Source organism: Embleya sp. NPDC050154 (assembly GCF_044460165.1).
Classification (GTDB): Bacteria; Actinomycetota; Actinomycetes; order Streptomycetales; family Streptomycetaceae; genus Embleya.
Window position 1 is genome coordinate 599,089 of sequence record NZ_JBITJP010000002.1, and the last position, 22,937, is coordinate 622,025.

Sequence of the window (22,937 nt, forward strand, 5' to 3'; positions counted from 1 at the left end):
GAACACCGGCGCGTCGGGACGGAAAAAGACAGCCGTCTCCCTTCAGGTGACGGGTCGTCAGGTGGCATGGTGACCCCAGCGCAGAGCACGCCCGCAACGGCGGCCCCGCGCCGAGGCGACAACGTACGCGATCCACAGTGAGGTGCCCCGTGCTGCTCGACCCTTCCGCCGCCCTGCTCACCGATCGCGTCGCCGTGGTCACCGGTGCCGCCCGGGGAATCGGCGCGGCGACGGCCGTCGCGCTGGCCAGGTTCGGCGCCGACGTCGCCATCTGCGACCGCGAGCCGCTCGGCCTCCAGGAGACCGCGAAGGCGATCGAGGCCACCGGGCGCCGCGCGTTCGCGGCCGAACTCGACGTCCGCGACGGCGACGGCGTCGAGCACTTCCTCCGCGAGGCGCACACCACGCTCGGCCCGCTGGACATCCTCGTCAACAACGCCGGCGGCGGCTTCTGGTCGCCGTTCCTGGAGGTCCGCCCCAAGGGCCAGACCGCCCTCGTCGACGAGAACTTCACCTCCGTCACACACGTGATCCGGCACGGCACCCCCCTCATGCGCGAGGGCGGCTCGATCGTCAACGTCACCAGCATCGAGGCATTCCGCGCGGCGCCCGGGTTCGCGGTGTACGCCGCGATGAAAGCCGCGGTCGAGCAACTCACCAAATCGCTCGCCCTCGAACTCTCGCACCGCCGCATCCGGGTCAACTGCGTCGCCCCCGACGCGATCCCCACCCCCGGCGACGCCGGCCTCGCGGAGACTTTCGAGACCGACGAGGGCGCCTACGACTATGCCGCCAAGGTCCCCCTCGGCCTCGGCACCCCCGACGACTGCGCCGCCCCGATCGTCTTCCTCGCCGGCGACCTGGCCCGCTTCGTCACCGGCACTACCCTGCACGTCGACGGCGGCACCATGGCCGCCTCCGGCTGGGTCCGCCGCCCGGACGGCACCTTCACCCCCTGACTGCCCCCCGCACCCGCCGGCCCGGCCCCGCACCCGCACCCGCCGGCCCCAGCGCTCGCGACCACCCGAAGCGCCCGAACATACCCACCGCCGGAACGTACACACCGCCCGTCAAACCCACCGCCCACCGGACCCGACCGACCATCCCGCCCGACCCGACCGACCGCGGAATTGGGAGTGCAATGGAATTCGGCATCTTTCTTCAGGGCTACAACCCGTCGTTCCGGCGCGAGGGAAACCCCAACGCCGAACACGAAGCGCTGATGAACGACATGGACTTCGCGATCGCCGCCGACCGGGCCGGCTTCAAGTACGTCTGGCTGAGCGAGCACCACTTCCTCGACGAGTACTCCCACCTGTCCGCCAACGACGTCATGTGCGGCTACCTCGCACACGCCACCGAGCGGATCCACATCGGCTCCGGCATCTTCAACCCGCTCCCCCAGGTCAACCACCCGGCCAAGGTCGCCGAACGGGTCACGATGCTCGACCACCTCACCAAGGGCCGCTTCGAGTTCGGCACCGGCCGCGGCGCCGGCAGCCACGAGATTCTCGGCTTCCTGCCCGGCATCGAGGACATGTCCGAGACGAAGGCCATCTGGGAGGACGTGATCCGCGAGTTCCCGAAGATGTTCCTCCAGGACACCTACGAGGGCTACGACGGCGCCTACTGGCAACTCCCGCCGCGCAAGATCCTGCCCAAGCCGTACGGAAAGTCGCACCCGGCCATGTGGTACGCCGCCGGCAGCCCGCCCTCGTACGCGATGGCCGCCCGAATGGGCCTGGGCGTACTGGGCTTCTCGATCGGCGACCCGGCGAGCGCCGAGAAGCTCGTGGCCGGCTACAAGCGCGAGATCGGCAACGCCGAACCGATCGCCGACTTCGTCAACGACAACGTACTCGCGGTCAGCACCGGCTTCGTCGCCGAAACCCGGGAACAGGCGGTCGCCAACGCGGTCGCGGCCCGGCCGATGTACCTGACCAGCAACGTCTTCCGCTACCACGACACATTCCCGCACCCGGAGGGCATCCCGTACTGGCCCGAGTTGATGCCCGACCTGACCCCCGAGCTGGTCGAGTTCGCCGCCGACGCCGGCGCGCTGATCTGCGGTGCGCCGGACGGCGTACTCGACGCGGTCAAGGCCTACGAGGCGGTCGGCGTGGACCAACTCGTGCTCGGCCTGGGCTGCGACAACCGCGAGAACACACTCAAGACCATCGAGCTGTTCGGGAAGCACATCATCCCCAAGCTCGACACCGAGCCGGAACACCGCACCACCCGGTTCCGCCGGCAGGCCTGACCACCCCCACCCGGTCGGCGCCCCCGGCCGGGTCCGTCCCGCCCGACACGTGTCACCGCACGACCCGAAAGGCAGCCATGAGCTTCAAGGAATACCCGATCCGGGTGGGCAGCATGCTGTTCACCGCCGTGGACCCCGAGCGCGGCCACGAGGTGAGCTACAACCGCTGGTACGAGCGCGACCACTACTACGCGGGCTGCATGATCGGCCCCGGCATGCTCGCGGGCAGCCGCTGGGTGGCCACCGCCGACCTCAAGGCGCTGCGCTTCCCGGCCGACACCGACGTCGTCCCGGCCATCGAGGCGGGCTCCTACGTCGCGATCTACTGGATCAACGACGGCCAGTTCGACGAGTGGAACGCGTGGGCGGTCGACCAGGTCAACTGGCTCTACGGCAACGACCGCGGCTTCCAGCACCGGATCCACGCGCACACCGGCATGTATCTGCACGACAGCCGCTGGTACCGCGACCAGGACCCGGTTCCGCTGGAGCTCGCCCTGGACCGCAACTACCAGGGTCTGGTCTCGCTCGCCGTACAGCGCGCCGAGGGCACCACGCAGGAGGACCTGGAGGCGTGGTTCACCGCGCAGTTGCCGGACTTCCTCAAGGGCTCGCCGATCGCGTCGGTGGCCGCGTGGACCGCCGTCCCGCTCAAGGACGACGCCCCCGCGTTCGTACCGCGCGACCCGAACGCGGCGACCCGCAGCATGCAGCTGTACTTCCTCGAGGGCGACCCACGCGAGAGCTGGGACGCCTTCAAGGAGTGGGCCGAGCGGATCGACGCCTCGGGCATCGGCCGGGTCACCTACTGCGCCCCGTGGATCCCCACCGTGGTCGGCACCGACAAATACACGGACGAACTCTGGGGCTGATCCCGACCGTTGATCGACACGTACGCGGCCCCGGGTCCAGTCGACCCGGGGCCGCGTACGTCACCGCAACAGCCGTCACCGGAACAGCCGCAACGAACATCCGTCGATGAACAGCCGCGACCACAAGCCGTCGCAATCACCGCAGTCGGCTGTGCTGCTTCCCGTAGAAGAAGTAGACGGCGAAACCGGCCACCATCCACACCGCGAACCGAAGCCACGTCTCGCTGCTGAGGTTGATCATCAACCACAGCGTGGCCATCATCGACAGGATCGGCAGCCACGGCACGAACGGCACCCGGAACGCGCGCGGCAACTCGGGCCTGGTCCGGCGCAGGATCAGCACACTCGCCGCGACCACCATGAACGCGAACAGCGTGCCGATGTTGACCATGACGTCGATCTCGTGGATCGGGGTGAATCCGGCGATCGCCGCGACCACAACCGCGATCAGCATCGTACTCACGTGCGGCGTGCCGTACTTGGGATGCACCTTCGCGAACAGCGGCGGCAGCAGCCCGTCCCGGCTCATCGCGAAGAAGACCCGGCTCTGACCCATCATCAGGATCATGCACACGGTGGTCAGACCGGCCACCGCGCCGATGCTGATGATGGTCGCGATCCAGCCCTTGCCGACCGCCCGGAACGCCTCCGCCAACGGCGCGGACGACGAGAGCATGTCGTAGCGTTGCATCCCGACCACGACCAGCGAGACCGAGACGTACAGGATCGTGCAGATCAGCAGCGAGCCGAGGATCCCGATCGGCATGTCGCGCTGCGGCTTGCGGGTCTCCTCGGCGGCGGTGGCGACCACGTCGAATCCGATGTACGCGAAGAACACCAGGGCCGCGCCGGAGAAGATCCCCATCGCCCCGTAGATCTGCGGGTCGAACCCGAACAGGGTCTGCACGAGCGGCGCCTTGAGCCCGTCCTTGCCCGAGCCCGACGGCTGCGAGTCGGGCACGAAGGGGTTGTAGTTGCCGGTCTTGATGAAGAACAGACCGGCGAAGATCACCAACAACACGATCGCGATCTTGATGGTGACCATGACGAGGTTGAACCGCGCCGAGAGCTTGACGCCGAACACCAGGATCGTCGCGACTCCCAGTACCAGCACCAGCGCCGGCAGGTTGACCGTCCCGCCGTCACCGGGCGCGGCCGTGATCGCCTGCGGCAGTTCGATGTCCGCCTGCGAGAGCAGCGAGGTCAGATAACCCGACCAGCCGATCGAAACCACCCCGACGCCGAGCGCGAGTTCGAGGATCAGGTCCCACCCGATGATCCACGCGGGCAATTCGCCGAGCGTGGTGTACGAGAACGTGTACGCCGAACCCGCCACCGGGACCGTGGACGCGAATTCGGCGTAGCACAGCGCGGCGAGCCCACAGACGACCCCCGCCAGCACGAACGACAACGCGACGGCCGGACCGGCGTAGTCCCTCGCGGCGGTACCGGTCAGCACGAAGATACCCGTGCCGACCACCACGCCGACGCCGAAGACCATCAGGTCGAGCGCGGACAACTCCCGGCGTAGACCGTGCCCTTCGGAGACATCGGTGTCCTGGATGGACTGCTCGATGTTCTTGGTGCGAAACAGCGCGTTGGCCATGGCAACACCTCCTGGTGGCGGAGACCGTTGCCATGATCGAGGGTTTCACTCCTGTTTTCGGGTGACCGATCCTCGGCGCGTCAGGGTGATCTTCGAACTCGACCCCGAGGCGCCGAAGCGGCGACCGGCCCGAGACCGGCGCTCCTCGAAGCGCGAGAGCCCCCGAATCCGGGCACCGACGGGCACGGTTCGGCCCGCGAACCGAAGGAGTGGACGGCCCGGGAAGGCCGCCCACCCCGCAGGCTGGGAAGCCGGGAAACGGGAAGCCCGGAAAAGCGAAACGGCCCCGGGGCCGGGAGCGGAAGCCATGGCTCCCACCCCGACCCCGAGGCCGTCACATCGCGCGCGCCGCTCTCGGGTCAGGCGGTCGTCTCGTGCTGCTCGGCGTCGGCGTCCGCCGTCTTGGACGCGATCTCCTCGACCACCTGGCGCGAGATGTCCTGGGCGTTCAGCCCGATCCGGGCCAGCACCTCCGGACGCTCCGCGTGGTCCAGGAACTCCTGCGGGATGCCGAAGTCGCGCAACGGTACGTCCACCCGCGCGTCCCGCAGCGACTGCGCGATCATCGAACCCACGCCACCGGCACGGCCGTTGTCCTCGATCGTGACCACGAGCCGGTGCCGGGCCGCCAGCGGCGCGAGCCCGGCCGGGACCGGCTTGATCCAGCGCGGGTCGACCACGGTCGCGGCAATGCCCTGGTCGGCGAGCCGGTCGGCGACCTCGACCCCGATCTCGGCCATCTGCCCGACGGTCACGATCAGCACGTCGCCGCGCTCACCGCCACCGTTGCGCTCGGGGCCGGTACGGCGCAGCACGTCCATCCCGTCGATCCGGCCGATCGCCTCGATGTCGGGACCCACCGCGCCCTTGCCGAACCGCACCACGGTCGGCGCGTCGCCGACCTCCATCGCCTCGCGCAGTTGGGCACGCACCTGTGTCGCGTCCCGGGGAGCGGCGAGCCGCAGGCCCGGCACGACCTGGAGGATCGACATGTCCCACATGCCGTTGTGGCTGGCCCCGTCCGGCCCGGTCACACCGGCCCGGTCGAGCACGAAGGTCACACCGCACTTGTGCAGCGCGACGTCCATCAGCACCTGGTCGAACGCGCGGTTGAGGAAGGTGGCGTACACCGCGACGACCGGGTGCAGGCCGCCGGTGGCCAGGCCCGCCGCCGAGGTCACCGCGTGCTGCTCGGCGATCCCGACGTCGAACACCCGGTCCGGGTGCTTGGCGGCGAACTTGTGCAGCCCGACCGGGATCAGCATCGCGGCGGTGATGCCGACGACGTCCTCGCGCTCGTCGGCGATGGCGACCATCTCGTCGGCGAACACCGACGTCCACGAAGCGCCCGACTTCTTCACCGGCAGGCCGGTCTCGGGGTTGATCACCCCGACCGCGTGGAACTGGTCGGCCGCGTCGTTGACCGCGTGCGCGTAGCCCTTGCCCTTCTGGGTGATCGCGTGCACGATCACCGGCCCGCCGAAGCCCCGGGCCCGGCGCAGCGCGTTCTCCACGGCCTCGACGTCGTGCCCGTCGATCGGACCCACGTACTTCAGGCCCAGGTCCTCGAACAGGCCCTGCGGCGCGACCGCGTCCTTGAGGCCCTTCTTGGCGCCGTGCAGCATGTCGTAGACGGGGCCGCCGACCACCGGCGTGCGGCCGAGGACGCCCTTGCCCCACTCCAGGAAACGCTCGTAACCGCGCGTGGTGCGCAGCGTCGCGAGGTGGTCGGCGAGGCCGCCCTGGGTCGGACCGTACGAGCGCTCGTTGTCGTTGACCACGATGATCACCGGGCGGTCCTTGGCCGCCGCGATGTTGTTCAGTGCCTCCCAGGCCATGCCGCCGGTCAGCGCGCCGTCGCCGATCACCGCGACCACGTGCCGATCGTGCTGCCCACGCACCTGGTACGCCTTGGCGAGGCCGTCGGCCCAGGACAGCACCGTCGAGGCGTGCGAGTTCTCGATCACGTCGTGCTCGGACTCGGCACGACTGGGGTAGCCGGACAGGCCGCCGGCCTGGCGGAGCCGATCGAAGCCGTCCTTGCGGCCGGTCACGATCTTGTGCACGTAGCTCTGGTGACCGGTGTCGAACAGGATCTTGTCGCGCGGCGACTCGAACACCCGGTGCATCGCGATCGTCAGCTCGACCACACCGAGGTTGGGACCCAGGTGACCACCGGTCTTGGAGACGGACTCCACCAGGAAGGTGCGGATCTCGTCCGCGAGCTGCGCGAGCTGCTCGGGCGAGAGGGCCTTGAGATCACGGGGTCCTCGAATGCTGTCCAGCAGGGCCACCCGTTCCTCCTTCGTCAGATCCGTCACCGCCCCCACGGGTCTGCGTGCAGGAGAGGCGTCCACCGAGTCTAGACGCGGCGGTGCACCCGGATGGTTCGCATCGAGGTACCGCGATGGGCCATCCGTGCGGAACGGCTCACATCGAGACGCCGGCGATCTGCGCCTCGGGTGTGCGTTCGACGGCGAAGGGAGACATCTCGCTCATCACCATCGCCATCGCGCCGAGCACCTCGGCCCGCTCGCCGAGCGACCCGGTGACCACGGACAGTCGGCGCGAGGCGCTGGGAATGGCGTACCGCCCGACCGACTCGACGATCGGCGCGATCAACAGGTCGCCGGCGCCGGCGAGGTCGCCGCCGAGGATGATCCGTTGCGGATTGAGCAGGTTCGTCAGGCTCGCCACACCCACTCCCACGTGCCTGCCGGCGTCCGCGACCACCCGCCGGCAGCCCGCGTCGCCGTCCTTGGCGAGCTCGATCATGCGCTGGATGGTCAGGTCGGTGCCGTGACTGCCGCGGAGCAGGTCGAGCAGGTAGGAGGCGTTGGTGAAGGTCTCCAGGCAGCCGCGGTTGCCGCACCGGCACACCGGTCCGGACTCGTCCAGCGTTATGTGACCGATCTCGCCCGCGGTACCGCCCGGGCCCCGGTACAGCCGGCCGCCGATCACCAGGCCCGCGCCGACGCCGCCGGACACCTTGAGGTAGGCCATCTCGGTACAACCCACGCCCGCGCCCCACACGAGTTCGCCCAGCGCGCCGAGGTTGGCGTCGTTGTCGACCAGGACCGGCAGGCCCAGCCGTGCCTGCATCGCCTCGCGCGGGTGGCAGCCCACCCAGCCCGGCAGGATCGTGGTCGAGCCGAGCGCGCCGGTGTCGATGTCGATCGGGCCGGGCACGCCGAGCCCGACGCCGGTGACCTCGCCCCGAACCGCGCCGGCGCGCTCGAGCAGCACGCCGAGCAGGCGGTCCGCGAGCGCGAAGCCCTCGTCGGCGGAGGAGTCGACGTCGATCGGCACGTGCTCCTCGGCGAGCACGCGGTGCGCGAAGTCACCGATCGCCACGCGCAGGTGACGGTGGCCGAAATCGATGCCGACGACGACGCCCGACGCGCGACTGAGCGAGACGTTGCGGGCCCGCCGGCCGCCGGAGGACGTGGGGGTCACCTCGACCATGTCGAGGGCCTTCAACTCCCGTACGATGTTCGACACCGTCGCGGCGGACAGCCTGGTACTCCTGGCGATCTCGGCCTGGGTGAGCGCACCCGCCATGCGCACCGCGTGCAGGACCCGATCGAGGTTGGCCCGGTGCAGCGAGGACTGGGACCCGGACGAGTGCGACCCCGGCGGCTGGGCCTCCTGGAAGCGGGCCCCCGTCATGCCGTCGGACATCTGCGATCCCCTCGCCCCGGTGCATCTGACGCACTTCTTGTGTGCAAGTCCTGAACTCTATTGCGCCCTTCGTTCGGGCAGAAGAGTCAAACCTGAACGCAGGCGTCACGATCGGGCCTCTATTCACCGCTCCGCGCGCGGTGAACGCATGGAACGTTACAAACACCCCTTTCGCGCCGGCGCCCGGCGACCCCGCGCCCGTGCCTTGTGCCCCACGCCTTGTACCTTCTTGTGCACGGGCGTCGGGCGACGCCGCGCCCGCTCACCCGCTCCGCGACGCGGAACGTGTCACGGTCACAGCCGAGGCTCCCAACGTTCGCCCGCGAGGGCCTCCTCGACCAGCCGAACCGCCCGCTCGGTGGCCGCCGCCCGCGAGCCCTCGTACTCGTACATGCGCAGCACCGCCTCCAAAGCGGCCACGGGCACCCGGCCCGCGAGTTCGACGCGCGCCGTGCCGTAGCCGTGCCGGGCGGCGGCAAGCGCGGCGGCGACGTGCTGACGGGCCATCCGGGCCAGGATCAGCGGGTATTTGCGCAGCACGTCGTGGCTTCGATAGCCGGGTGGGCACAGGTCGTACAGCCAGGCGACCGCCGTGTGCTCCCAACCCGGTACACCGGGTGGCCGAACGCCTCGCGGCCAACCCGCCGGCGCGATCCCGTCCCTCCCGCGGGGCTTGGATTCCGCCCCGTTCCCAGCCTCGGCACGCCTGAAGCGACCCGGCTGCTCCCAGGCCGGGGTGTCGCGATCGCCATTGCCGTACATATGTTCGATTATGCGCGGTGGCTGGCCGAGAATGCACGCGTGGATCATGGAGGGGGACATCCCGCACCCGCGTTCGACCTCCGGGTCGGCGGGATCGGCCCCGCTCCGCCCCCGTTCTACTCTCGTACGACCTTCCAGGAGGACCCGTGATCCAGGCCGACCGCTCCGGCGACGAGGCCGCGTTCGCCCACATACCGCTGGTCGGCGTGTGGCGGAACGGCTTCCTGGAATCGATCCACCACGGCACGGCCGTACTCACCGGCACCGACGGCTCGGTGGTCGAGGGACACGGCGCGGTGGACGCGCCGATGTTCCCGCGCTCGACCAACAAGCCGTTCCAGGGCCTGGCGATGGCGCGCAACGGGCTCGACCTGGACGGCGAGCTGCTCGCGCTCGCCTGCGCCAGCCACTCCGGCGAGACGTTCCACCTGGAGGGGACCCGACGGATCCTGGCCCGGGCGGGCCTGCCGGAGAGCGCGCTGCGGTGCGTGGCGGACCTGCCCCTGGGCGCGGCGCAGCGCGACGCGTGGCTGGCGGCCGGCAAGGGGCCGGAGCGGATCGCGATGAACTGCTCGGGCAAGCACGCCGCGATGCTGCTCACCTGCGTGCGCAACGGCTGGTCGACCGAGGACTACCTGGATCCGGAGCACCCGCTGCAGCGGGCCGTGCGCCGGGCAGTCGAGGACGTCGCCGGCGAGCCGGTCGCGGCGGTGGGTGTGGACGGGTGCGGGGCACCGCTGTTCGCCATCTCGCTCGCGGGCCTGGCCCGGTCCTACGGCCGCTTCGCGGGGGCCGCCGAGGGCACGCCCGAACGACGGATCGCGGACGCGATGCGCGCCCACCCGGAGTGGGTCGCGGGCACCGGTCGCGACGTGACGAACCTGATGCGGGCGATCCCGGGCCTGCTCGCCAAGGACGGCGCGGAGGCGGTGTACGCGGTGGGCCTGCCGGACGGTCGGGGCGCCGCGGTCAAGATCGCGGACGGGGCGACGCGGGCACACATCGTCGCCATCGCGGCGCTGCTGTGGCGCATGGGCGTGGACGAGCAGACCCTCGCCCCGTTCGCGCAGGCACCCGTCTACGGCGCCGGCGAGGTGGTCGGCGCCGTCCGCGCGTTCCCCCTTTTGGGTGAACCGACGCCCTAGCCCTGTCGCCCACACGAGCCGGGCACAAAACTGACCCTGCGGCCGGTTGGGAAACCAACCGGCCGCGCCAGTGCCGCCCGATCCCGGTGCCCTCGAACGCGCCGGCGGATGCGCCCGCGGGTGCGAGCGCAAGGGCCGCGCCCGCGAGCGCAGCCGCACCGACCGCACCCGTCACATTCCGTCCCGGATCGGCGACTCGCTCGGGCCGAACCCGAAAGGCACCGGGCCGAGCCCCCGAAGGAGCCCGACCCGGTGCCTCGATGGCGCGCGACCTACCGTCGCCGCGGCGATCGTCAGCCCTTGTTCACCAGCGACCGCAGCACGTACTGCATGATCCCGCCGTTGCGGTAGTAGTCCGCCTCGCCGGGGGTGTCGATGCGCACGACCGCGTCGAACCCGACGCCGGTGTCCGTGGTGACCTTGACGGTCTTGGGGGTGCGACCCTCGTTCAGCGCGGTGATGCCCTCGAACGCGAAGGTCTCCTCGCCGGTGAGGCCGAGGGAGGCGGCGCTGTGGCCGGCCGGGAACTGCAGCGGGATGACGCCCATGCCGATCAGGTTCGAGCGGTGGATGCGCTCGTACGACTCGGCGATCACCGCGCGCACGCCCAGCAGCGAGGTGCCCTTGGCGGCCCAGTCGCGGGACGAGCCCGAGCCGTACTCCTTGCCCGCCAGCACCACCAGCGGAATGCCCGCGGCCTGGTAGTTCACCGACGCGTCGTAGATCGTCGACACCGGGCCGTCGGCCTGCGTGAAGTCACGCGTGAAGCCGCCCTCGGTGCCCGGCGCGATCTGGTTGCGCAGACGGATGTTCGCGAACGTGCCGCGGATCATCACCTCGTGGTTGCCCCGGCGCGAGCCGTACGAGTTGAAGTCCTTGCGCTCGACACCGTTCTCGGCCAGGTACTTGCCCGCCGGACTGTCGCCCTTGATCGAGCCCGCCGGCGAGATGTGGTCGGTGGTGACCGAGTCGCCCAGCTTGGCCAGCACGCGCGCGCCCGCGATGTCCACGACCGGCGCCGGCTGCATCTGCATGCCCTCGAAGTACGGAGGCTTGCGCACGTAGGTGGACTGCGGGTCCCACTCGAAGGTGGCGCCCGTCGGGATCTCCAGCGACTGCCAGCGCGAGTCGCCCGCGAAGACGTCGGCGTAGCGGTCGATGAACATGTCCTGGTCGATCGAGGAGGCCACGACCTCGGCGATCTCCTCGTCGCTCGGCCAGATGTCCGCGAGGTAGACCGGCTTGCCCTCGGAGTCCACGCCCAGCGGCTCGGTGGTGATGTCGATGTCCATCGACCCCACGAGCGCGTACGCGATCACCAGCGGCGGCGAGGCCAGGTAGTTCATCTTGACGTCGGGGTTGATCCGACCCTCGAAGTTGCGGTTGCCCGAAAGCACCGAGACGACCGCGAGGTCGGCGTCGTTGACCGCCTTGGAGACCTCCTCCGGCAGCGGGCCGGAGTTGCCGATGCAGGTCACGCACCCGTAGCCGACCAGCGAGAAGCCGACCTTCTCCAGGTACGGGATCAGGCCCGCCTTCTCGTAGTAGTCCATGACGACCTTGGACCCGGGCGCAAGCGTGGTCTTGACCCACGGCTTGCGGGTCAGACCCTTCTCGACGGCCTTCTTCGCGAGCAGCGCGGCGCCGAGCATGACCGAGGGGTTCGAGGTGTTGGTGCACGAGGTGATCGAGGCGATCACGACAGCGCCGTGGTCGATCTCGTACTCGACGCCGTCCTCGCCGACCACCGTGGTCGGGTTGTGCACGCGACCGTTGGAGCCGGTGGGCGCGTCCGAGGCCGGGAAGGACTCCTTGCCGGACTCGTCGCCGTTGGTGACGTAGTCCGCCAGCGCGCTACGGAAGCGGGCCTTGGCCTCGGCCAGCACGACCCGGTCCTGCGGGCGCTTGGGGCCGGAGATCGAGGGCACCACGGTGGAGAGGTCGAGCTCGATGTACTCCGAGTACTCCGGCTCGTGGCTCGGGTCGTGCCACAGGCCCTGGGCCTTCGCGTACGCCTCGACCAGCGCGAGCTGCTTGTCGTCCCGGCCGGTCAGTCGCAGGTAGGTGATCGTCTCGGCGTCGATCGGGAAGATCGCGCAGGTCGAGCCGAACTCCGGCGACATGTTGCCGATGGTGGCGCGGTTGGCCAGCGGCACCGCGCCGACGCCGTCGCCGTAGAACTCGACGAACTTGCCCACGACACCGTGCTTGCGCAGCATGTCGGTGATGGTCAGCACGACGTCGGTGGCGGTGACGCCGGGCTGCGCCTTGCCGGAGAGCTTGAAGCCGACCACGCGCGGGATCAACATGCTGACCGGCTGGCCGAGCATCGCGGCCTCGGCCTCGATGCCGCCGACGCCCCAGCCGAGCACGCCCAGGCCGTTGACCATCGTGGTGTGCGAGTCGGTGCCGACGCAGGTGTCGGGGTATGCCTGGCCGTTGCGCACCATGATGGTGCGAGCCAGGTGCTCGATGTTGACCTGGTGCACGATGCCGGTGCCGGGCGGTACGACCTTGAACTCGTCGAACGCGGTCTGGCCCCAACGCAGGAACTGGTAGCGCTCCTTGTTGCGGCCGTATTCGATGTCGGTGTTGATCTCGAACGCGTCCGGCCGGTTGAACACGTCGGCGATGACCGAGTGGTCGATGACCATCTCGGCGGGCGCGAGCGGGTTGATCCGGGAGGCGTCGCCGCCGAGGGCCTTCACGGCCTCGCGCATCGTGGCGAGGTCCACGACACACGGCACGCCGGTGAAGTCCTGCATGATCACGCGCGCCGGCGTGAACTGGATCTCTTCGCTCGGCTCGGCCTTCGCGTCCCAGCCGCCCAGGGCACGGATGTGATCGGCGGTGATGTTCGCGCCGTCCTCCGTGCGGAGCAGGTTCTCCAGCAGGACCTTCAGGCTGTAGGGGAGGCGCTTGCTGCCCTCCACCTTGTCCAGCCGGAAGATTTCGTACGACTCGTCACCCACGTTCAGGGTGGAGCGAGCGTCGAAGCTGTTCGCGGACACGACGGTCTCCCTTGATCTTGTGCGTTTCTCCCGCATCCTGCCGACACCCACTCGACTCACGCCAAGCAAGGTGACCCTAAGTAGGGGATGCCGGGGTCTGCGCCCCGCAGATATCTTGATGTCAAGACAAGTCTAGTCTAGGCCCCGACTCCTCCGTGCGGGTACCCGCCACACCCGCGCCGACCCGTCGCTCGCGGATTCCTGTGGGCGATCTCCCCCACACGCGCGCGTGCGCCCCTAACATGCGGACAGCGAGTCCGGCACGACCCACGCGTGGGTCCGGCGAGTGGCCCGGGTATGCGTTCGGAGCACGAGCGCCTCGGGCGGGATGGCGACGAGGGGGATGACGCCATGAAGCGGATCCGGATCGGCGTATTGGGCGCGGCTCGCATCGCGCCGGCCGCACTGGTCAAGCCCGCGCGGCTGATCCCGGAGGTGCAGGTCGCCGCGATCGCCGCCCGCGACGCTGCCCGCGCGGATACCTTCGCGCGACGGCAGGGCATCCCGCGAGTGCATACGGACTACGCCGCCCTGATCGCGGACCCGGAGTTGGACGCGGTGTACATCCCGCTGCCCAACGGGTTGCACGCGCACTGGACGATCCGCGCGCTGGAAGCCGGCAAACATGTGCTGTGCGAGAAGCCGATGGCCGCCAACGAGGCCGAGGCACGCGAGATCGCGGACACCGCCGCAAGTGCCGGCCTGGTGGCGATGGAGGCCTTCCACTATCGGTATCACCCGCTCGCAGGCCGGATGCGCGAGATCCTGGACGACGGCGAGTTGGGCGAGATCCGCCGAATCACCACGTCGATGTGCTTCCCGCTGCCGCTGCTCGGCGACATCCGCTACCGCTACGACCTGGCGGGCGGGGCGCTGATGGACGGCGGGTGCTACGCGGTGCACCTGATGCGACTGCTGGCGGGCGACGACGGAAGCGACCCGATCGAGGTGGTGGACGCGCACGCCCTGACGGTCCGCAAGGACCGGCGGGTGGACCGCGCGATGTCGGCCCGACTGCGCCTGCCCGGCGGCGTGACCGGCACCGTGCACGCGTCGATGCTGTCCCGGCGCGTCCTGGACATGCACGCGCACGTCGTCGGCACCCGCGGCGAGATGCGCGTACTGAACTACCTGATGCCGCACCTGCCGCACCGCTTCACCGTGCACACGGGCAAGCGCAAGCGCCGTGAGCACCTGGGCGAGGCCGCGAGGACCCCGACGTACCGCCTGCAACTCCAGGCGTTCGCGGACGCGATCCGCCTCGGCGAGCCGCCGCTGACGCCCGCTGCGGACGCGGTGCCGACGCTGCGCGTCATGGACGCGATCTACCGCGCGGCGGGCCTGCCCCTGCGCGGACAGACCCCGGCCACCAGGTGAGCGCGAAAGAGCCCCGCCGTAACCGAGGCCGGCCCATCACGCCTTCGAGATACGACGCGCCGGCTCAAAGCATGATGTAGTGCAGGATCACGTCGTGGACGTGTCGGCCCTTGTCGTCGCTGCGAAACTCCACGCTGTAGGTCTGCGTGCCGACGTGGATCGCTATTTCGCTGGAGCTCAGGTACGAGCCGGTGAAGCTCTTGTTGGAGACCATGCTCACGCTGCTGATCTTCGAATAGGGCAAGGAGGTGATCGCGACCTTCTTGCCCACGAAGCTGTTGTCCTGGATGATCGCGCGCCGGTCGGTCAGGCCGATGAACCCGGTGCCGACGCCCTTCGCGTCGTAGACCGCGATGATCTGCTCACCCGGCAGCAACCCGCTCTGGATCTTCTCCAATTGCTCACGCTTGTCGAAGACGACGTTTCCCGCTCCGCTCATCCTTTGCTCCTCCTCGTCGACCTGCGACACCCAGCCTAAGGCCGCTCGATCAGCGCCATTCACTCGTCGCGTGGAAGTGTCGCAACGTGTCCTCGTACGCGGTCAGATCCAGCTCCTGTCGCGCGAGCCACTCGTCGGAGTAGTACGAGTGCGCGTAGCGCTCGCCACCGTCGCACAGCAGCGTCACCACCGAGCCGGTCCGACCCGCGGCGCGCATCTCGGCCACCAGACGCAGCGCACCCCACAGGTTGGTGCCGGTCGAGCCGCCCGCCTTGTGTCCGGTACGCAGGTGCAGGTCGCGCATCGCCGCCACCGACGCGGCGTCGGGGACCTTGATCATGCGATCGACGATGTTCGGCATGAAGCTGGCCTCGACCCGGGGTCGACCGATGCCCTCGATCCGCGACGAACACGCGTCGGTGTACGCCGGATCGTGCGTGCGCCATCCGTCGAAGAAGGCCGAGTTCTCGGGATCCACGACGCAGATCTTGGAGTGGTGCCGGCGGTAGCGGACGTAGCGGCCCATGGTCGCGCTCGTGCCGCCGGTGCCGGCGCCGACCACGATCCACTCGGGGATGGGATGCCGCTCCTCGGACATCTGCTCGAACACCGACTCGGCGATGTTGTTGTTGCCCCGCCAGTCGGTTGCGCGCTCGGCGTAGGTGAACTGGTCCATGAAGTGCCCGCCGGTCTCCGCCGCCAGCGCGCGCGAGACGTCGTACACGGTGGCGGCGTCCTCGACCAGGTGACATCGGCCGCCGTGGAACTCGATCAGCTCGATCTTCTCGGGGCTGGTGGTGGCGGGCATGACCGCTACGAACGGCAGGCCGATCTGGTTGGCGAAGTACGCCTCCGAGACGGCCGTGGAACCCGAGGACGCCTCGATCACGGTGGTGCCCTCCTCGATCCACCCGTTGCACAGGGCGTAGAGGAAGAGCGAACGCGCGAGCCGGTGCTTGAGCGAGCCGGTCGGGTGGGTCGACTCGTCCTTGAGGTAGAGGTCGATGCCCCACTCCGCGGGCAGCGGGTAGGCCAGCAGGTGGGTGTCGGCAGAACGGTTCGCGTCGGCGGCGACCTTGCGGATGGCCTCGTCCACCCAGTCGCGGGTCTTGGCGCTGAAACGATCCACATCGTGGTCCACCGACGTCACGTCCACTCCCCTGGCTGGTTCGTACCCCGCGCCGGGTTCGGGCGGCGAGGGCTGCGGGATCGATGGTGATCGATCGTGGCCCAGGCTACGGGCCGACGCGCGGGCCCCTGGGCCAACCCCTCGAATGGCCCATGAGCTGCGCATACGTATTCTCGGCCGGAAGTTGTGACGTGCCGGGGGGTCCGCCGCGTCTATGGGGTGGGTACGCGCGAGGGCGCGTAGGGACGAGGAGGGTCTATGGCGGGCTTCGACGCTGAGCCGGCCGATTTCCTGGAGTTCGCCAACGCGTGCAGCGGTCGGCTGTTCCGGACGGCCTGGCTCCTGTGTGGCGATTGGCATCTCGCCGAGGACCTCGTGCAAACGACGCTGGGCAAGTTGTATCGGGCCTGGAAGCGGGTCAGCCGGGCCGACAGCCCGGAGGCGTACGCGCGCACCGTACTGACACGCACCTATCTGTCCCACCGACGCAGGCTGAGCAGCACCGAGCAGCCCTACGCCGACCTGCCGGAGGGCTCCGGCCCCGAGGAGGACCAGGCGTTGCGGTTGACGCTCTTGAAGAGCCTGGCCGAACTGCCGCCCAAGGACCGGGCGGTACTGGTCCTGCGGTATTGGGAGGACCTGAGCGTGGAGCAGACGGCGCGGCAGATGGGCGTGTCCGAGGGGGCTGTGCGCAGCAGATCGATGCGGGCGTTGGAGAAGTTGCGCAGCGTGCTCGGGGCCGAGTCGGGATGGCTCTCCGCCGCATGAGGGAGTTGCCGCGTACACCGCCGGTACGGCCGTACGGCTGGTGAGCAGCAACGACCTGTGTTCGCACGGATGTCACCGATGGCGAGGAGACGGTAGGTCTATGGGGTCCGACGAGAATGAGCTGGCGGCCGCGATGCGGACGTCGGCGTCGGGGCTGGTCCCCCCGACGGGATTGGTCGCGGGCGGCATCGCCCGAGGCAGACGCATGAAGCTGGTACGACGTATCCAGGTCGGCGCGTCGACCGCGGCGGTACTGGCCGTCGCGAGTACGACCCTGCTCGTCGTGGCGAACGGAAACGACGACCACCGCGGGCGGGTGGCGGGTCCCGCGAGCACGACCGCCGAGGTCTCCGCGCCCGCCACCGAGGCCGGGCCCAAGCCCCGGCCGACGCTCACGGTGCCGGCCGGGACGGTGCCCGTGCTGCCACCGCTGCTGCTGCACAAGCTCTTGGCACTTGTGCCGGAGAACCTCCTGACCTCCCGGCTCACCGGCTCGGACAACACGAACCGGACGTCTGCGGGAATTCACAACGCAGGCGCTTCGGCGTCGTTCGTTCTCGAGGACTCGGCGGGGCCCAGCCTGCTCTCGGTGTCGGTGGAGCAGAACGCCGACACCCCGGGAACCGTTGAATGTCCGCACCCGGGCGGCGAGGTCTACGCCAAATGCGTGAACTACGAGGCTCCGGCAGGCCGGGTGGTGGAGCGGCAGGACTGGGTCTACCCCGCGGCGCCGGACACCCCGGAGAACCGCGCGGACGGCAAGGCCGGACCGTGGGGCAACGGGCCCAAGGTCTGGTCCGTGCGAGTCCTGCGTCGTGACGGCGTCGTGATCACCATCGAGGAGATCGCCTCGCGGGAGGAGAAGGGCGACATCGGCCGGAACACGCCGATCCTGTCGATGGACCGGCTGCGTGCGATCGCCACCGACCCGACCTGGCAGCTGTGGGTGGCCTCGGACGCCAACAAGGCGGCGGCCGACGCCTCGCCCAAGATCGGCAACCGATCCCCGTTCGGCGAGAATTACCAAACCCCGCCGTCCACCTCGCCATCCCCGTCGAACACGGGGCCAGCGCGGTCGGAGAACGGGACCGGAGCCGTCTCGTCGGGGCCCGGTGTCCCCTCCGGAACCGTCGGGACCTCGCGGTCCTGAACATCTTCGACGCCTGCCGGGCATGACTCGCCGTCGGCCGGGCATGCGCCGGATATCGAGCCCCCGGGCGCCTCTGACTCCCCCCTCACGCTCCGGGGGCTCGATGCCGTCCCGGTCCTCCCGTCTGGGATCCTGACGCGGGGTCCTGCCGGCCCCGAGGAGACTTCGAGGGAGGCGGTCGCGATGACCGAGGGCATAGGGATCGGTCTGGGCGGCGTGGGGTTCGAAGGTGGCTACGCGGAATACGGCCCGGCGGACGCCGAGGACCGCGCCCGGCACATCCTGGAGGTCTTCGAACGGGCCTTCGGCGCCCTGATCGATGGCGACTCCGCCGCGTTCCGGGTGAAGTTCCGCAAGATGGCGGCTTCGGCGTTCGCGTTCTATCGGGGCACGGCCTGCCTGTTCTACGCCGACCTGGACGGTCGTGAGGACCCCTTCCTGGACGAACGCAACTCGCGGGTGTGGATCCACGGCGACCTGCACGCGGAGAACTTCGGCACGTACATGAACGCGGACGGCAAGCTCGTGTTCAACGTCAACGACTTCGACGAGGCGTACGTCGGCCCGTGGACCTGGGACGTCAAGCGCTTCGCGGCGAGCCTCGCGCTGATCGGACACGGCAAGGCCCTCAGCGACGACACGATCACGACCCTCGTCGCGGGCTACGGCGCCGCCTACCTGGACCAGCTTCGACTGCTGACAGACAAGACCACGCCGCAGGAGGCCGCGCTGACCCTGGCGACGACCGAGGGGCCGCTCCTGGAGGTGCTGCGGCAGGCCCGGCTGCAGACCCGGATCGAGTTGCTCCGCTCGCAGACGGTGGTGCAAGACCACGAACGGCGATTCGCCCTGTCCGGCGGCGCGTTCGAGTTGTCCGACGACGTCAAGGCGACGGTGCTGGAGGCCTTCGGGCGCTATCTCGACACGTTGCCTCCCGCGACCCGGCAGCGGCCGGACACCTACGACGTCAAGGACGTCGTAGGGCGGCGCGGGGTCGGCATCGGCAGCGCCGGCCTGCCCTCGTACAACTTGCTGATCGAGGGCAACACGGAGGCGTTGGAGAACGACGTGATCCTGTACATGAAGCAGGGCCAGACGCCGTCGGTGAGCCACCACGTCACCGACCCCGAGGTGCGGTCCTACTTCGAGCACGAAGGACACCGCACGGTCATCTCGCAGCGCGCACTGCAGGCGCACGCGGACCCGTGGCTGGGCTACACCGACATCGACGGGGTGGGCCAGCTGGTCGCCGAGGTGTCGCCGTACGCGAACGACCTGGACTGGTCCGACCTCAACGAGGTGGACACGATCGCGGAGGTCGTGGAATACCTGGGCCGGGCCACCGCGACGATGCACGCGGTGGCCGACGAGGAAAGCGGTCACACGCTCGTACCGTTCTCGACCGAGCACGCGATCCTCGAGGCGATCGAGCGCGACGAGGAGGGCTTCACGACCTCGCTCGTGGACTTCGCGCACGCGTACGGGGCGCGCGCTCGCGCCGACCACGCCATCTTCGTCGACCTCTTCCGTAACGGGCTGATTCGGGGGTTGTAGGCGCCACCGGCGGCGCGAAGACGCCCTCACGGTGCTGTCCGATTCCCGCCGGCCACTCCTGCGGGAACGGGTGACACTGGTCGACGTGATGGACGACGAGCAGTGCTACCGAGCGTGCAGCAGCCGGGACAGTCGGTTCGACGGCTGGTTCTACATGGCGGTCACGAGCACCGACATCTACTGTCGGCCGAGTTGCCCCGCGGTCAAGCCGAAGCGTGAGAACGCGCGGTTCTACCCGTCGGCTGCGGCCGCACAGGCGGCGGGTTTCCGGGCGTGCAAGCGCTGCCGTCCGGACACCTCGCCGGGTTCGCCGGAGTGGGACGTCCGCGCCGACGTGGTCGGGCGCGCGATGCGGCTGATCGCGGACGGGGTCGTCGACCGTGAGGGCGTCGGCGGCCTCGCGGGCCGGCTCGGGTACAGCGACCGCCAGTTGAACCGTCTGCTGATGGCCGAGGTCGGCGCGGGCCCTCTCGCGCTCGCCCGGGCTCGACGGGCGCAGACGGCCAGGGTCCTGCTGGAGACCTCCGACCTCCAGATCGCGCAGGTCGCGTTCGCAGCCGGGTTCGCGAGCGTGCGGCAGTTCAACGACACCGTGCGCGAGGTGTTCGGCCGCACCCCCACGGAGGTGCGTGGGCGGGCCGGCGCCCGAGGCGTCGAGCCGGGCGAGATCCGGCTGCGGCTGCCCTACCGGGAGCCGATCGCGCTCGGGCACGCGCTGGATTTCCTGGGGTTGCGGGCGATCCCCGGCGTCGAGGAGTACGTCGACGGGGTCTACCGCCGGGTGCTGTCGCTCCCGCACGGCACCGGCGTGGTCGAGCTCTCGCCCGGCCCCTCCTGGGTGTGGTGCCGCCTGGTCCTCGCCGACCTGCGCGACTTGGGCGCCGCCGTGCAGCGCTGCCGACGACTGCTCGACCTGGACGCGGACCCGCTCGCGGTCGACGAGGCGCTCGGGAGCGCCGAAGCGGGCGAGGGTGGCTTGGGCGCGCTCGTGCGGGCCACCCCGGGGCTGCGCTCGCCGGGACACGTGGACCCCGACGAACTCGCCGTGCGAGCCGTGCTCGGCCAGCAGGTCTCGGTAGCGGGCGCGCGCACGATCGCGGGCCGGCTGACGGCCCTGTACGGCAAGCCGCTGGCAGCACCCCTGGGCGGACTCACCCACGCGTTCCCCTCCGCGACCGCGCTGGCGGACGCGGATCCGGCGGATCTACCGATGCCCGTGTCACGCAAGAAGGCGCTGTTCGCGCTCACCGGTGCGCTGGCGTCGGGGACGGTCCGGCTCGACCCGGGCGTGGATCGCAGGGCGGCGGAGGCGGGCCTTTTGGCCCTTCCGGGTATCGGCCCCTGGACGGCGTCGTACATTCGACTGCGGGCACTGGGCGATCCGGACGTGTTCCTGCCCACCGACTTGGGCGTCAAGCACGCACTCGCGCGATGGGACCTCCCGGTCTCGGCCGCGCAGTCGTGGTCCCCCTGGCGCTCGTACGCACTGCACCACCTGTGGGCGAGCCTGTCCGCAGCACCCACCGTCTCGGTGAAGGAAGCAGCATGAACCAGGACGCCCTGTTCGAGGCCGTCGAAGCGCCCGACCCGCACGTGCCCCCGGCCGTGTTCCACACTCCGCTCGACGGCCCCCGCCGATACGCGGTGATGGACTCCCCGGTCGGCGAGCTGCTCATGATCGGCGACGGCGACTCGCTCACCGCCCTCTACATGGCCGCCACGCCGGGCGCGGACTGGGTACACGATCCCGGTGCGTTCACCCAGGCGCAGGCGCAGTTGAGCGCTTACTTCGCCGGCGAACTGCGCGAGTTCGACCTGCCGTTGGCGCCGGCGGGCACGGACTTCCAGCTCAAGGTCTGGTCGGCCCTGACCACCATCCCGTTCGGGCACACGATGTCCTACGGCGCCCTGGCGACGAGGTTCCTCGGCCAACCGACGGCGTCCCGCGCGGTCGGACTCGCCAACGGCCGCAACCCGATCAGCATCATCATCCCCTGCCACCGGGTGATCGGCGCCGACGGCACCTTGACCGGCTACGCGGGCGGATTGCCGCGCAAGCAGCGCCTGTTGGCGCTGGAGCACGTCCGCGTCACCGGGTAGCCGGGCCACTCCGAACCGCACCGGCGCCGGCGAGGCCGCGCGATTCACGACTGGAACGCCCGCCGCACGACCCCCGCGACCCGCCCCCGCCGGAGCGTGTCGCGCCAGGTGAAGCGCAGCACGAGCGCGCCCACGAGGGCCAGTTCGTTGGCCCGGGACCGGTCGCGAAAGAGCGCGTCGGGCCGCGAGTGCACGTCCGCGCCGTCCGCCTCCGCGAAGATCGGTCGCAAGCCGGTCAGCCACGCGAGATCCACGCGGGCCCGGCCGCCGCCGGGCAGTACGACCTCGTGCTGCAACTCGTCCGGTGCGACCCCGCCCCGAACGCAGTCGAGTCGTACCCGCGACTCCAATGGGCTCTCGGCCCGCGCGTCCGCGATTTCGAGCAACGGCCGAGCCCGCCCCGCCCCGGGCCGGCCCGCTGCCGCCCGCTCGACCGCCTCCAGCTCCGCCGCCTCGACCAGGCCCAGATGCAGCGCCGAATCGAGGACCGCCAGACCCTCCTCGGGCGGCAGCGTCGGCACCAGGTCGGCCAGTGTTCGCACCGGTGTCGTCACCGCAAATCCGTCCACCGTCACGATCTCGTCGGCCCGCAACCGGCGCCGATGCGCAACGATGCCGGGCCCACCACGACGCGACGCCGTGTCGGGCGTCGCGATGTGCACACATTCCACCGGCGGCACGCCACGCATCCCGTGCACGCGGGCCGCACTGTGCAATACGGCCACGGCTCGTTCGCCATAGGCCGCGAGCCCGGCGCGCAACAACCCGCGCGAGGAGAGCGCACATCGATCGGCATCGACGAGCCCCACGCCTCGCGCGAGTTCGCGCACCTTCCCATCGTTGACGAGTCTGCGCCACACCCGCCCGGACACCCCGGCGGATACCGCCTGTTCCCGTGTTACCACTCCGTCGTGCTGCCATGCCAACCCCCGCAAGACTCGTACGGCCTCTTCCATCCCCGGATCCTGGTCCGTGCGGCCCGCGGCGCGGTGTGAGCGGTCGCAATCTGTGGACAACCCGGCACTTGTGGACACCCAGGGGCGTGCTTTGCCGGATTCGTGGATGATCTTCAGCCATTGGACA

18 protein-coding genes are annotated in these 22,937 nt (G+C 70.0%); 10 read left to right on the top strand and 8 right to left on the bottom strand.

Annotation, left to right across the window (positions count from 1 at the left end; all coding sequences use genetic code 11):
- Positions 1-149 precede the first annotated feature (149 nt).
- The 3 genes from ACIBSV_RS06235 to ACIBSV_RS06245 all read left to right on the top strand — a co-directional run bounded on the left by ACIBSV_RS06235 (position 150) and on the right by ACIBSV_RS06245 (position 3,132).
- Positions 150-959, top strand: coding sequence for an SDR family NAD(P)-dependent oxidoreductase (locus ACIBSV_RS06235; RefSeq protein ID WP_395859794.1), 810 nt, complete (start codon positions 150-152; stop codon positions 957-959).
- A gap of 182 nt (positions 960-1,141) precedes the next feature.
- Positions 1,142-2,260, top strand: coding sequence for an LLM class flavin-dependent oxidoreductase (locus ACIBSV_RS06240; protein WP_395859795.1), 1,119 nt, complete (start codon positions 1,142-1,144; stop codon positions 2,258-2,260).
- A 77-nt stretch (positions 2,261-2,337) separates the two neighbouring features.
- Positions 2,338-3,132 (top strand): hypothetical protein, encoded by a 795-nt coding sequence (locus ACIBSV_RS06245; protein ID WP_395859796.1) that lies wholly within the window; start codon positions 2,338-2,340, stop codon positions 3,130-3,132.
- A gap of 136 nt (positions 3,133-3,268) precedes the next feature.
- On the opposite strand, the gene ACIBSV_RS06250 is transcribed toward ACIBSV_RS06245, so the two are convergent.
- The 4 genes from ACIBSV_RS06250 to ACIBSV_RS06265 form a co-directional block, all read right to left on the bottom strand.
- On the bottom strand, positions 3,269-4,738 hold the full coding sequence (locus tag ACIBSV_RS06250; RefSeq protein ID WP_395859797.1) for an amino acid permease: 1,470 nt from the start codon (positions 4,736-4,738) through the stop codon (positions 3,269-3,271).
- Between the two features lie 359 nt (positions 4,739-5,097).
- Positions 5,098-7,032: a 1-deoxy-D-xylulose-5-phosphate synthase gene (dxs, locus tag ACIBSV_RS06255; protein ID WP_395859929.1), complete on the bottom strand. Its 1,935-nt coding sequence runs from the start codon at positions 7,030-7,032 to the stop codon at positions 5,098-5,100.
- A 136-nt stretch (positions 7,033-7,168) separates the two neighbouring features.
- The gene (locus ACIBSV_RS06260; protein WP_395859931.1) at positions 7,169-8,299 is read right to left on the bottom strand and encodes an ROK family transcriptional regulator; all 1,131 of its coding nucleotides are present in this window, start codon (positions 8,297-8,299) and stop codon (positions 7,169-7,171) included.
- Positions 8,300-8,713: 414 nt separating this feature from the next.
- Positions 8,714-9,181: a hypothetical protein gene (locus ACIBSV_RS06265; protein ID WP_395859798.1), complete on the bottom strand. Its 468-nt coding sequence runs from the start codon at positions 9,179-9,181 to the stop codon at positions 8,714-8,716.
- Positions 9,182-9,327: 146 nt separating this feature from the next.
- Here ACIBSV_RS06265 and ACIBSV_RS06270 point away from each other — a divergent pair, with 146 nt between their 5' ends.
- A complete protein-coding gene (locus ACIBSV_RS06270; protein ID WP_395859799.1) occupies positions 9,328-10,326 on the top strand; it encodes an asparaginase in 999 nt (332 codons plus the stop codon).
- A gap of 293 nt (positions 10,327-10,619) precedes the next feature.
- Here the strand turns inward: ACIBSV_RS06270 and acnA are convergent, their stop codons facing one another.
- Positions 10,620-13,337, bottom strand: a complete 2,718-nt coding sequence (acnA, locus tag ACIBSV_RS06275; protein ID WP_395859800.1) for an aconitate hydratase AcnA — start codon at positions 13,335-13,337, stop codon at positions 10,620-10,622.
- Positions 13,338-13,688: 351 nt separating this feature from the next.
- On the opposite strand from acnA, the gene ACIBSV_RS06280 reads away from it, so the two are divergent.
- Complete coding sequence (locus tag ACIBSV_RS06280; protein WP_395859801.1) at positions 13,689-14,714, top strand: Gfo/Idh/MocA family protein; 1,026 nt, start codon at positions 13,689-13,691, stop codon at positions 14,712-14,714.
- A gap of 64 nt (positions 14,715-14,778) precedes the next feature.
- Here ACIBSV_RS06280 and ACIBSV_RS06285 read toward each other — a convergent pair whose 3' ends face one another.
- Both ACIBSV_RS06285 and ACIBSV_RS06290 read right to left on the bottom strand, forming a co-directional pair.
- Positions 14,779-15,153, bottom strand: a complete 375-nt coding sequence (locus tag ACIBSV_RS06285) for a PH domain-containing protein (protein ID WP_395859802.1) — start codon at positions 15,151-15,153, stop codon at positions 14,779-14,781.
- 49 nt (positions 15,154-15,202) lie between these two features.
- Positions 15,203-16,309: a PLP-dependent cysteine synthase family protein gene (locus ACIBSV_RS06290; protein ID WP_395859803.1), complete on the bottom strand. Its 1,107-nt coding sequence runs from the start codon at positions 16,307-16,309 to the stop codon at positions 15,203-15,205.
- 231 nt (positions 16,310-16,540) lie between these two features.
- On the opposite strand from ACIBSV_RS06290, the gene ACIBSV_RS06295 reads away from it, so the two are divergent.
- From ACIBSV_RS06295 to ACIBSV_RS06315, 5 genes are all read left to right on the top strand, one after another.
- Positions 16,541-17,050, top strand: coding sequence for a SigE family RNA polymerase sigma factor (locus ACIBSV_RS06295; RefSeq protein ID WP_395859804.1), 510 nt, complete (start codon positions 16,541-16,543; stop codon positions 17,048-17,050).
- Between the two features lie 205 nt (positions 17,051-17,255).
- The gene (locus ACIBSV_RS06300; protein WP_395859805.1) at positions 17,256-18,200 is read left to right on the top strand and encodes a hypothetical protein; all 945 of its coding nucleotides are present in this window, start codon (positions 17,256-17,258) and stop codon (positions 18,198-18,200) included.
- Positions 18,201-18,383: 183 nt separating this feature from the next.
- Positions 18,384-19,754 carry a DUF2252 domain-containing protein gene (locus tag ACIBSV_RS06305; RefSeq protein ID WP_395859806.1) on the top strand — a complete coding sequence of 457 codons (1,371 nt, stop codon included), beginning with the start codon at positions 18,384-18,386 and terminating at the stop codon, positions 19,752-19,754.
- An 88-nt stretch (positions 19,755-19,842) separates the two neighbouring features.
- A complete protein-coding gene (locus ACIBSV_RS06310; RefSeq protein ID WP_395859933.1) occupies positions 19,843-21,303 on the top strand; it encodes an AlkA N-terminal domain-containing protein in 1,461 nt (486 codons plus the stop codon).
- Positions 21,300-21,854 (top strand): methylated-DNA--[protein]-cysteine S-methyltransferase, encoded by a 555-nt coding sequence (locus ACIBSV_RS06315; protein WP_395859807.1) that lies wholly within the window; start codon positions 21,300-21,302, stop codon positions 21,852-21,854. Before ACIBSV_RS06310 ends, ACIBSV_RS06315 begins: the two co-directional genes overlap by 4 nt.
- Before the next feature lie 44 nt (positions 21,855-21,898).
- On the opposite strand, the gene ACIBSV_RS06320 is transcribed toward ACIBSV_RS06315, so the two are convergent.
- On the bottom strand, positions 21,899-22,810 hold the full coding sequence (locus tag ACIBSV_RS06320; RefSeq protein WP_395859808.1) for a hypothetical protein: 912 nt from the start codon (positions 22,808-22,810) through the stop codon (positions 21,899-21,901).
- Between the last annotated feature and the right edge of the window lie 127 nt (positions 22,811-22,937).

Coding starts and splice junctions, on each gene's coding strand:
- ACIBSV_RS06240 (WP_395859795.1), top strand. CDS start 1,142: ATGGAATTCGGCATCTTTCTTCAGGGCTACAACCCGTCGTTCCGGCGC.
- ACIBSV_RS06245 (WP_395859796.1), top strand. CDS start 2,338: ATGAGCTTCAAGGAATACCCGATCCGGGTGGGCAGCATGCTGTTCACC.
- ACIBSV_RS06250 (WP_395859797.1), bottom strand. CDS start 4,738: ATGGCCAACGCGCTGTTTCGCACCAAGAACATCGAGCAGTCCATCCAG.
- ACIBSV_RS06260 (WP_395859931.1), bottom strand. CDS start 8,299: ATGGCGGGTGCGCTCACCCAGGCCGAGATCGCCAGGAGTACCAGGCTG.
- ACIBSV_RS06265 (WP_395859798.1), bottom strand. CDS start 9,181: ATGTACGGCAATGGCGATCGCGACACCCCGGCCTGGGAGCAGCCGGGT.
- ACIBSV_RS06280 (WP_395859801.1), top strand. CDS start 13,689: ATGAAGCGGATCCGGATCGGCGTATTGGGCGCGGCTCGCATCGCGCCG.
- ACIBSV_RS06285 (WP_395859802.1), bottom strand. CDS start 15,153: ATGAGCGGAGCGGGAAACGTCGTCTTCGACAAGCGTGAGCAATTGGAG.
- ACIBSV_RS06295 (WP_395859804.1), top strand. CDS start 16,541: ATGGCGGGCTTCGACGCTGAGCCGGCCGATTTCCTGGAGTTCGCCAAC.
- ACIBSV_RS06300 (WP_395859805.1), top strand. CDS start 17,256: ATGAAGCTGGTACGACGTATCCAGGTCGGCGCGTCGACCGCGGCGGTA.
- ACIBSV_RS06305 (WP_395859806.1), top strand. CDS start 18,384: ATGACCGAGGGCATAGGGATCGGTCTGGGCGGCGTGGGGTTCGAAGGT.
- ACIBSV_RS06310 (WP_395859933.1), top strand. CDS start 19,843: ATGGACGACGAGCAGTGCTACCGAGCGTGCAGCAGCCGGGACAGTCGG.
- ACIBSV_RS06315 (WP_395859807.1), top strand. CDS start 21,300: ATGAACCAGGACGCCCTGTTCGAGGCCGTCGAAGCGCCCGACCCGCAC.
- ACIBSV_RS06320 (WP_395859808.1), bottom strand. CDS start 22,810: ATGGAAGAGGCCGTACGAGTCTTGCGGGGGTTGGCATGGCAGCACGAC.